Raw genomic sequence first — 8,839 nt, 5'->3', positions numbered from 1 at the left:
TGGTGCAGCGCGCTTTAAGCGAGCGGGGCCGGCCCGAATCCTACGCGGTGCAGGCGGCGATCGCCGCGCTCCATGCGCAGGCTCCGAATTATCACGACACCGACTGGCCGCAGATCGCGGGACTCTACGAAGTGCTGCTGCGGATCAGCCCATCGCCGGTGATCGAGCTCAATCACGCCGCGGCGGTGTCGATGGTCGACGGTCCGGCCCGCGCGCTCGACCTGATCGATGCGCTGCAGGCGCGCGGCGGGCTCAACGGCTACGAGCTACTGCCGGCGGTGCGTGCCGATCTGCTGCGCCGGCTGGGGCGGCGGGAAGCTGCGCGGGAGGCTTATCTCGCGGCGTCAGCCGCGACGCAACTGGAGCCGTTGCGGCGGCTTTATGCGCGCAGGCTGGCGGAACTGGATGCCGAGCACCGATTATGAGTTCGTCATGGCCGGGCTTGTCCCGGCCATCCACGTCTTTTGCTGTGTGAGAAAGCAAGACGTGGATACCCGGGACAAGCCCGGGCATGACGGCGTTTGCTGCTAGTCTAGCGCGACGCGACCGCGGTTTCGCTCAGCAAGCTCGCCAGCAGTGCCTGCAGCGTGGTCAGCGTCGAAGTATCGGCGACGCCGTCGACGCGGGCGGGGCGGAAGTGGCGCTGGAAGGCGGTGACTACCTCCACGGTCGGGCCGTCATACTTGCCGTTCACCTCGATGCCGTAGCCGTAGCGCTTCAGCGCCTCCTGCATGCCGCGCACGTCGTCGCCGACGGTGCCGAGTTTCAGGGTCTCGCCTCGCACGATCGGCGCCGGATGCACCCAATGGCCGACGCCGGAATTGGCGAGGGAATGCCAGGGAAATTTTTCTCCGGGGTCTTGCTTGCGCGCCGGCGCGACGTCGGAATGTCCGAGCACCCGATGCGACGGTACATTGCGTCGGAGCATGATGCCGCGGCACAGCGCGATCACGGCCGCGATCTGGCGCAGCGGAAACTCCGGATAGCCCCAGTCATGGCCGCGATTGACGATCTCGACGCCGATCGAGCACGAGTTGACGTCCTCTTCGCCCGCCCATGACGAGGCGCCGGCGTGCCAGGCGCGCCTGGCTTCCGGCACGCATTGCACGATGCGGCCGTCTTCCAGCACCACGTAGTGCGCCGAGACGTCGGTGCCGGCGGTGCACAGCCGCGCCAGCGCGCCCTCGACATCGGGCATGCCGGTGTAGTGCAGCACGATCATGTCGGGCGCGCGGTCCTTGGCCCGCTCGCCGTAATTGGCGGACGGGATGACGTCGGAAACGACCGAGGAATCCGGAGTGAATGGCTGCATGTCCGCGTTGCCCTTTGGAAGCGGGAGGGGGCGTCGGCGCTTCGAATCGGAACCAACAGACGCGAACGAACCTTGCGGCATCGGACAACTCAAACCGGGCAGGAGAACGGCGGCAATTTCTCTTTTTCAGTGAACTGCAGCCTTGGCTCTACTATCCGGACCCGATGCTATCAGCGCAATCATAAGGCCGATACGTTAAGCCTTTTTTAACCAGGTGTGGACGGCGCGCATCACCTTCCACCACCGGAATTCGTCATGGCCGGGCCTGTCCCGGCCATCAACATCTTTTGCTGGGCGAGAAAGCAAGACGTGGATGCCCGGGACAAGCCCGGGCATGACGGCGCTAAATCCGTTCGCGGTTCGTCAACGCTTTCTTAAGCCTAAATGACGTTACTGAGGGGTGAAGAGCCGAACCGGCGGGGGCGGCCAAGGTTCCATTGACGCTCAAATCCCATGGCAACCCATCAAATCCCATGTGGAGACCCGGGTTTGCCGGCCAGATTCGCGGGGCGCGGGGCGCCCTTGGCGGGCCGGCGACGCGTAACTAGCGGACATTCGGGACGAAATGGGCCTGCGCGCGTACAGTTTTACCGTTCACGCCGGGGCGCAGGAATGAGTCCGTCCGCAACCCGACATATCCCCGTGCTGGGCGCGGAGGCCATCGCAATGCTTAAGCCCGGCGACGGCGGGATCTATCTCGATGCCACCTTTGGCGCGGGCGGCTACTCGCGGGCCATTCTCGAAGCGGCGGATACACGGGTGATCGGCATCGATCGCGACCGCACCGCCATTGCCGGCGGCTTCGACCTGGTCGATCGATCGAACGGCCGGCTGACCCTGGTCGAGGACCGCTTCTCCAACCTTGCCGAGGTCTGCGCCGCGCAAGGCGTCGCTGGCGTCGACGGCGTGGTGATGGATGTCGGCGTCTCCTCGATGCAGGTCGATGAGGCCGCCCGCGGTTTTTCCTTCCGCCTCGATGGCCCGCTCGACATGCGGATGGGACATGATGGCCCGACCGCGGCGGATGTCGTCGCCAGGGCATCCGAGGCCGATCTCGCCAACATCATCTACATTTTTGGCGAGGAGCGTCACTCACGGGCGGTCGCGCGCGCAGTCGTGGCGGCGCGGAAGGAAACGCCGATCACGACCACGCGGGCGTTGGCCGAGATCGTGTCCAAAGTGGTCTGGGCAAAGCCTGGCGAGATTCATCCGGCGACGCGGACGTTCCAGGCGTTGCGGATCTTCGTCAACGAAGAGCTCGATGAACTGCATCTGGCGCTGGCGGCGGCCGAACGCGTCCTGAAGCCCGGCGGCCGGCTGGTGGTGGTGTCGTTCCATTCGCTGGAAGACCGCATGGTCAAGAATTTTCTCGGGGCCCGCGGCAAGACCGGCGGCGGATCGCGGCATCTGCCCGAGATGGCGCAGTCCGCGCCGAGCTTCCGCATTTTGACCAAACGTCCGGTCACGGCAGGCGACGATGAGGTGCGCGCCAATCCGCGCGCGCGTTCGGCCAAACTGCGCGCCGCCGAGCGTACCGATGCGCCGGCGTTTGCCGCCGGCGTGTTGCCGCAATGGCCGTCACTGGCCGACGTGATGGGGGCAGGCTGATCATGCGGATCATCCACCTCCTCGTCATCGCCATGCTGGTATTCGCCGCGGCCTATGTCTACCGCATCAAGATGGAGTCCACCTCGCGCACCGAGCGCGTGCTGCGGCTCAATGCCGAAGTTCGCGAGCAGCGCGACGCCATCGCGTCGCTGCGCGCCGAATGGGCGAAGCTCGACGCGCCGCTGCGGCTGCAGGGCCTCGCCGAGCGGCACCTGACGCTGAAGCCGATCACCGCCGTCCAATTCGATCAGTTGAAGAACCTGCCGGAGCGCCCGCCGAGCTTCTTCAGGAAGGGCGCTCCCGATCCGATCGGCGCGATGCTGCAGGCCATCGAGACTGAAACCGTGACGGGCTCGGTGCCGGCGCCGGAGGATCAGCGATGACCGATCAGGCGCTCGCCCTCGCCAAGCCGAAGGAAAAGTCGACCGAACCTTGGCGGCAGCGGCTGATCCGCAGCCTGCTCTACGGACGCAACGTCGATCGCGCCGCCAAGGCGCGCGCCCGCGTCGGCTTCGCCATGCTGGCTTTCGCGGCAATCTATGCCGTGATCGCGGCGCGCCTGATCATGTTCGCCGTGGTAGGCGACAATCACGGCACGCGTCGCACCGCCTCGCAGGATGCCATCGCGACGGCGCGGCCTGACATCGTCGACCGCAACGGCGAGGTGCTGGCCACCGACGTCAAGGCGCCCAGTCTGTTCGGCGAGCCGCGCCGCATCATCGACAAGGACGAGGCGATCGAGCTTCTGACCGCGACATTGCCCGATCTCGACACCGCCGAAGTGCGCGAGCGGCTGTCGGGCAAGAAGGGCTTTGTCTGGCTGAAGCGTGAAATCACGCCCAAGCAGCAGCAGGACATTCATCGCCTCGGCATTCCCGGCATCGGTTTTCTGCGCGAGAACAAGCGCGTCTACCCGACCGGCGCCGAAGTTGCGCATCTGATCGGCCTGGTGAATATCGATAACCAGGGCATCGCCGGGATGGAAAAGTGGCTCGACAATAACGGGCTTGCCGATCTGCATCGCGCCGGTTTCGCCACCGACCGGCTGCAAAAGCCGGTGGAGCTGTCGATCGACCTGCGCGTCGAGCATGCGCTGCGCGACGAACTGCTGAAGGCCAAGGAAAAGTTCAAGGCCAAGGCCGCATCCGGCCTGGTGTCCAACGTCAGGACCGGTGAAATCGTCGCCATGGTGTCGCTGCCGGATTTCGATCCGAACAACCCGAAGGAGGCGCACGATCCCGACCGCATCAACCGCCTTACCACCGGCGTCTATGAAATGGGCTCGACCTTCAAGACCCTGACGCTGGCGATGGCGCTCGACTCCGGCAAATCCAATCTCAATTCGCTGTTCGACGCCCGCGGCGCACTGCACTACGGCAAGTTCGCCATTCACGACACCCATCCGCTGGGCCGCTCCATCACACTGTCGGAAGTGTTTACGTTCTCGTCCAATGTCGGCGCGGCGCGCGTCGCGCTGTCGCAGGGCGTCGAGGCACACCGGGCGTTCCTGAAGAAAGTCGGCCAATTGGACCGGCTGCGCACCGAACTCCCCGAGAGCGCGTCGCCGCTGGTGCCGAAGCGATGGGGCGAACTCAACACCATCACCATCGCATTCGGCCATGGCATGGCCGTGGCGCCACTGCAGGCGGTGATGGGCATCAACGCCATGATCAATGGCGGCACTCTCATTCCGCCGACCTTCCTGAAACGCAGCGAAGAGGAGGCGTTGGCGATCGGCAAGCGCGTGGTCAAAAAGGACACCAGCGACAAGATTCGCTATCTGATGCGGCTGAACGCCGAAATCGGCACCGCCAAGAAGGCCGACGTCAAGGGCTATTACATCGGCGGCAAGACCGGCACCGCGGAAAAGGTCATCAATGGCCGCTATTCCAAAAAGCAGGTGCTGAACTCGTTTACCGCGATCCTGCCGGCGGACAATCCGCAATTCCAGTTGCTGATCATGCTGGATGAGCCGAAGGCGCTGCCGGAAACCCACGGCTTCATTACCTCAGGCTGGAACGCGGTGCCGACCGGGGGCAAGGTGATCGAACGGATTGCGCCGCTGCTCGGAATCGAGCCGCGGTTCGATCTGCCGCCGTCCGAGCGCCTTATTCTTGCGACATCGAAGGCAAGCCAGTAGACGCTGGAGGAGGATGGTTCGAAGTCGAGTCGCCGTGGTTGTTACCTCTCCCCGCAGGGGAGAGGTCGCGCGCATCGTCAGATGCGTGGCGGGTGAGGGGCCTCTCCACGAGGTCGAGTGCTTGGAGAGACCCACACCCGAAGCCTTCGCTGCGCTTCGGCTTCGACCTCTCCCCTCCGGGGAGAGGTGAGAAGGAAGACCATGAAACTTCGCGATCTGTTCAGCGATGACGCCGTGATGGATGCGCAAGCCGGCGAGGTTGCGGTCACCGGCCTCGCCGTGGACAGCCGCGCCGTCAAACCGGGCGATCTGTTTTTCGCGCTGGCGGGCGCGAAGACCGACGGCGTGCGTTTTATCGATCAGGCCGTTGCCTCCGGGGCCGTTGCCATCGCAGGCGACCATCTGCCGCAGCGAAACGGCCGCGTGCCATTGGTGGCGACGCCAAATCCGCGCCGCGCGCTGGCGCTGGCCGCGGCGAAATTCTTTTCCCGTCAGCCCGCTGTTATCGCCGCCGTGACCGGCACCAGCGGCAAGACCTCGGTCGCCGCCTTCGCCCGGCAAATCTGGCAACGGCTCGGGCATGCGTCGGCCAGCATCGGCACCATTGGCCTCGTGTCGCCGAAGCGTAGCGTCTACGGATCGCTGACCACGCCGGATCCGATCGCACTGCATCGCCAACTCGACGAAATCGCAGGCGAGGGCGTCACGCATCTCGCGCTGGAGGCCTCGTCGCACGGCCTCGACCAGTACCGGCTCGACGGAATCCGCATCGGCGCCGGCGCCTTCACGAATCTCACGCGCGATCACATGGATTATCACCCCAATGTCGCGCATTACCTCAACGCAAAACTGCGGCTGTTTCGCGATCTGGTTGGTGCCGATGGCACGGCGGTGATCGCTGCGGATCATGACTCATCGCAGGCCGTGATCGACGCCGCGCGTGGCCGCAAGCTGCGGATCGTGACGGTCGGACGCAAAGGCGAGGGTATTCGTCTCGTGGACGCATCAATCGACGGCTTTGCGCAGAAACTCGCTCTCCAACATGCCGGCCGCAAGCGCGATCTGCGATTGCCGCTGGTCGGCGAATTCCAGATCGAAAACGCGCTGGTAGCCGCCGGCCTTGCCATCGGCACCGGCAGCGATCCGGATCAGGTGTTCGCCGCGCTCGAACATCTCGAGGGAGCAAAAGGGCGGCTGGAGCGCGTCGGCGAACGCAACGGCGCGCCGATCTTTGTCGATTACGCGCACAAGCCGGATGCGCTGGCCAAGGCTTTGCAGGCGTTGCGGCCCTACGCAAAGCGCAAGCTGGTGGTGGTGTTCGGCGCCGGCGGCGACCGCGACGCCGGCAAACGTCGGCTGATGGGCGAGATCGCCGCTGAGAATGCCGACAGCGTCATCGTCACCGACGACAATCCGCGCAGCGAAAACCCGGCCGCGATCCGCGCTGCGATTTTGAGTGCCGCGAAGGGCGCGAGGGATATCGGCGACCGCGCCGAGGCAATTCGAACCGCGATATCAGGCCTGCAGCCGGGCGACGCGTTGCTGATCGCCGGCAAGGGCCACGAAACCGGACAGATCGTCGGCGATCGCACGCTCCCGTTCAGCGATCACGAGGCCGCGGCGGCGGCGCTGGCGTCGAGGGTCGCATGAGCGCGCCGCTGTGGACATCGCACCATATGGCGGAGGCGATGCGCGCTACCGTGAGCGGCGCGTTGCCGGAGGCGATCAGGGGCCTTTCCATCGACAGCCGCACCATTGCGCCCGGCGAAGCCTACTTTGCGATCAAGGGCGACGTCCATGACGGCCACGATTTTGTGATGGCGGCCTTGAAGGCAGGCGCCGCGCTCGCCGTTGTCGCAACCGCGCAACGCGGAAATTTTCCAGCCGAAGCGCCGCTGCTTGTGGTGGACGATGTGCTTGCCGGATTGGTCGATCTGGCGCACGCCTCGCGGGCGCGGCTCGGTGCGAAGATCATTGCGGTCACCGGCTCGGTCGGCAAGACCTCGACCAAGGAAGCGCTGCGGCGCGTTCTCGGTGCGCAGGGCGAGACCCATGCTTCGGCGGCGTCGTTCAACAATCACTGGGGCGTGCCGCTGTCGCTGGCGCGTTGTCCGGCCACGGTGCGCTTTGCGATCTTCGAGATCGGCATGAATCATGCGGGCGAAATCGAGCCGCTGGTCAAAATGGTCCGCCCCCACGTCGCCGTCATCACCACCGTCGAGCCGGTGCATCTGGAATTCTTTGCCGGCATCGAGGCGATTGCGGACGCCAAGGCGGAAATCTTCGAAGGCCTTGAGCCCGGCGGCGCCGTCGTGCTCAATCGCGACAATTCGCAATTCGCGCGGCTGCAGCGCCGCGCCAGGAAGCTCGGCATTTCGCGCATCGTCTCGTTCGGCGCGCATAAAAAATCCGATGCGCGGCTGATCGACGTGTCGCTGCATGCGGCCTGCTCGGCGGTTCATGCCGATATTCTCGGTCACGACGTGACCTACAAGCTCGGCATGCCCGGCCGCCACATGGCGATGAATTCGCTCAGCGTGCTGGCGGCGGCGTCGCTGGCCGGCGCCGATCTGGCGCTCGCGGGCCTTGCGCTGTCGCAGGCGCAGCCCGCGGCGGGCCGTGGTGTCCGCCAGGCGCTGGAGGTCGGAGGCGGCGAGGCCACGCTGATCGACGAAAGCTACAACGCCAACCCGGCGTCGATGGCCGCCGCGCTGAACGTACTCGGCGCAGCCGCAGCCGGCGCGCATGGCCGGCGCATCGCGGTGCTCGGCGACATGCTCGAACTCGGGGCCACGGCTGCGCAACTGCATCGCGGCCTGATCGACGCGGTCAGGGCCAATCATATCGATCTGGTATATTGTTGTGGCCCGCTGATGCGCAATCTGTGGGATGCCCTTTCCTCGGGCAAGCGGGGCGGCTATGCCGGTAGCGCCGATGCGCTCGAATCGCAGGTGCTGGCGGCGATCCGCGCCGGCGATGTGATCATGGTCAAGGGATCGCTCGGCTCGAAGATGAAGACGATTGTCGCCGCGCTCGAAAAACGCTTTCCCGGCAAGGCCGCGCTCGACGATATGGCGGTTTAAGGCGGTTTGAATGTTTTATTGGCTGATCGACCTTTCCAATACCGTGCCTTTTCTGGTTCCATTCCGCGCGCTGCTGAATGTGTTTCGCTACATCACCTTCCGCACCGGCGGCGCGATGGTGACGGGGGCGCTGTTCGTTTTTCTGTTCGGCCCCTGGATCATCGACAATCTTCGCCTGCGCCAGGGCAAGGGCCAGCCGATTCGGTCAGATGGTCCGCAATCGCATCTCGTCACCAAGAAAGGCACGCCCACCATGGGCGGGCTGATGATCCTGTCGGGACTGGTGGTCTCGACGCTGCTGTGGGCCAACCCGCTCAACCCCTATGTCTGGATCGTGCTGGCGGTGACGCTCGGCTTCGGCTTCGTCGGCTTCTACGACGATTACCTGAAGGTGACCAAGCAGACCCATACCGGATTTTCCGGCCGCACCCGCATCGCCGTGGAAACGCTGATCGCGGGGGCCGCGTGCTACGCGCTGGTCCGGCTCGGCCGCGATCCGCTTTCGAGCGCGTTCGTGATTCCGTTTTTCAAGGACGTGGTGCTGAATCTGGGCTGGTTCTTCGTCATCTTCGGCGCGTTCATCATCGTCGGCGCCGGCAACGCCGTCAACCTCACCGACGGCCTCGACGGCCTCGCCATCGTCCCGGTGATGATCGCGGCGGCGAGCTTCGGGATGATCTCCTATCTCGCCGGCAA

Annotated in this window: 6 protein-coding genes and 2 pseudogenes; 7 read left to right on the top strand and 1 reads right to left on the bottom strand. The window is 65.1% G+C overall.

Translation table 11 applies throughout. From position 1 onward, the window contains the following. Nucleotides 1–425: pseudogene (locus VGP39_RS21665) on the top strand (RNA polymerase subunit sigma-24); the annotation flags it as partial. A gap of 107 nt (nt 426–532) precedes the next feature. Here VGP39_RS21665 and VGP39_RS21660 read toward each other — a convergent pair. After that, entirely contained in the window at nt 533–1,393 is an 861-nt protein-coding gene (locus tag VGP39_RS21660; RefSeq protein ID WP_327570140.1) for an N-acetylmuramoyl-L-alanine amidase, read from the bottom strand. Nucleotides 1,394–1,924: 531 nt separating this feature from the next. Between VGP39_RS21660 and rsmH the strand changes: the two genes are divergently transcribed. From rsmH to mraY, 6 genes and pseudogenes are all read left to right on the top strand, one after another. Further along, entirely contained in the window at nt 1,925–2,920 is a 996-nt protein-coding gene (rsmH, locus tag VGP39_RS21655) for a 16S rRNA (cytosine(1402)-N(4))-methyltransferase RsmH (protein WP_327570139.1), read from the top strand. Nucleotides 2,921–2,922: 2 nt separating this feature from the next. Then, the gene (gene ftsL, locus VGP39_RS21650; RefSeq protein WP_327570138.1) at nt 2,923–3,303 is read left to right on the top strand and encodes a cell division protein FtsL; all 381 of its coding nucleotides are present in this window, start codon (nt 2,923–2,925) and stop codon (nt 3,301–3,303) included. Further along, a complete protein-coding gene (locus VGP39_RS21645; RefSeq protein ID WP_327570137.1) occupies nt 3,300–5,060 on the top strand; it encodes a penicillin-binding protein 2 in 1,761 nt (586 codons plus the stop codon). The genes ftsL and VGP39_RS21645 overlap by 4 nt, the downstream gene beginning before the upstream one ends. A 201-nt stretch (nt 5,061–5,261) precedes the next feature. After that, nucleotides 5,262–6,710 carry a UDP-N-acetylmuramoyl-L-alanyl-D-glutamate--2,6-diaminopimelate ligase gene (locus tag VGP39_RS21640; protein WP_327570136.1) on the top strand — a complete coding sequence of 483 codons (1,449 nt, stop codon included), beginning with the start codon at nt 5,262–5,264 and terminating at the stop codon, nt 6,708–6,710. Next, entirely contained in the window at nt 6,707–8,143 is a 1,437-nt protein-coding gene (locus VGP39_RS21635) for a UDP-N-acetylmuramoylalanyl-D-glutamyl-2,6-diaminopimelate--D-alanyl-D-alanine ligase (protein WP_327570135.1), read from the top strand. Before VGP39_RS21640 ends, VGP39_RS21635 begins: the two co-directional genes overlap by 4 nt. Nucleotides 8,144–8,153: 10 nt before the next feature. Next, nucleotides 8,154–8,839, top strand: a pseudogene (gene mraY / locus VGP39_RS21630) (phospho-N-acetylmuramoyl-pentapeptide-transferase); the annotation flags it as partial.

The organism is Bradyrhizobium sp., assembly GCF_036009065.1.
Lineage (GTDB): Bacteria > Pseudomonadota > Alphaproteobacteria > Rhizobiales > Xanthobacteraceae > Bradyrhizobium.
This window is presented reverse-complemented; position numbering and strand designations above follow the sequence as displayed.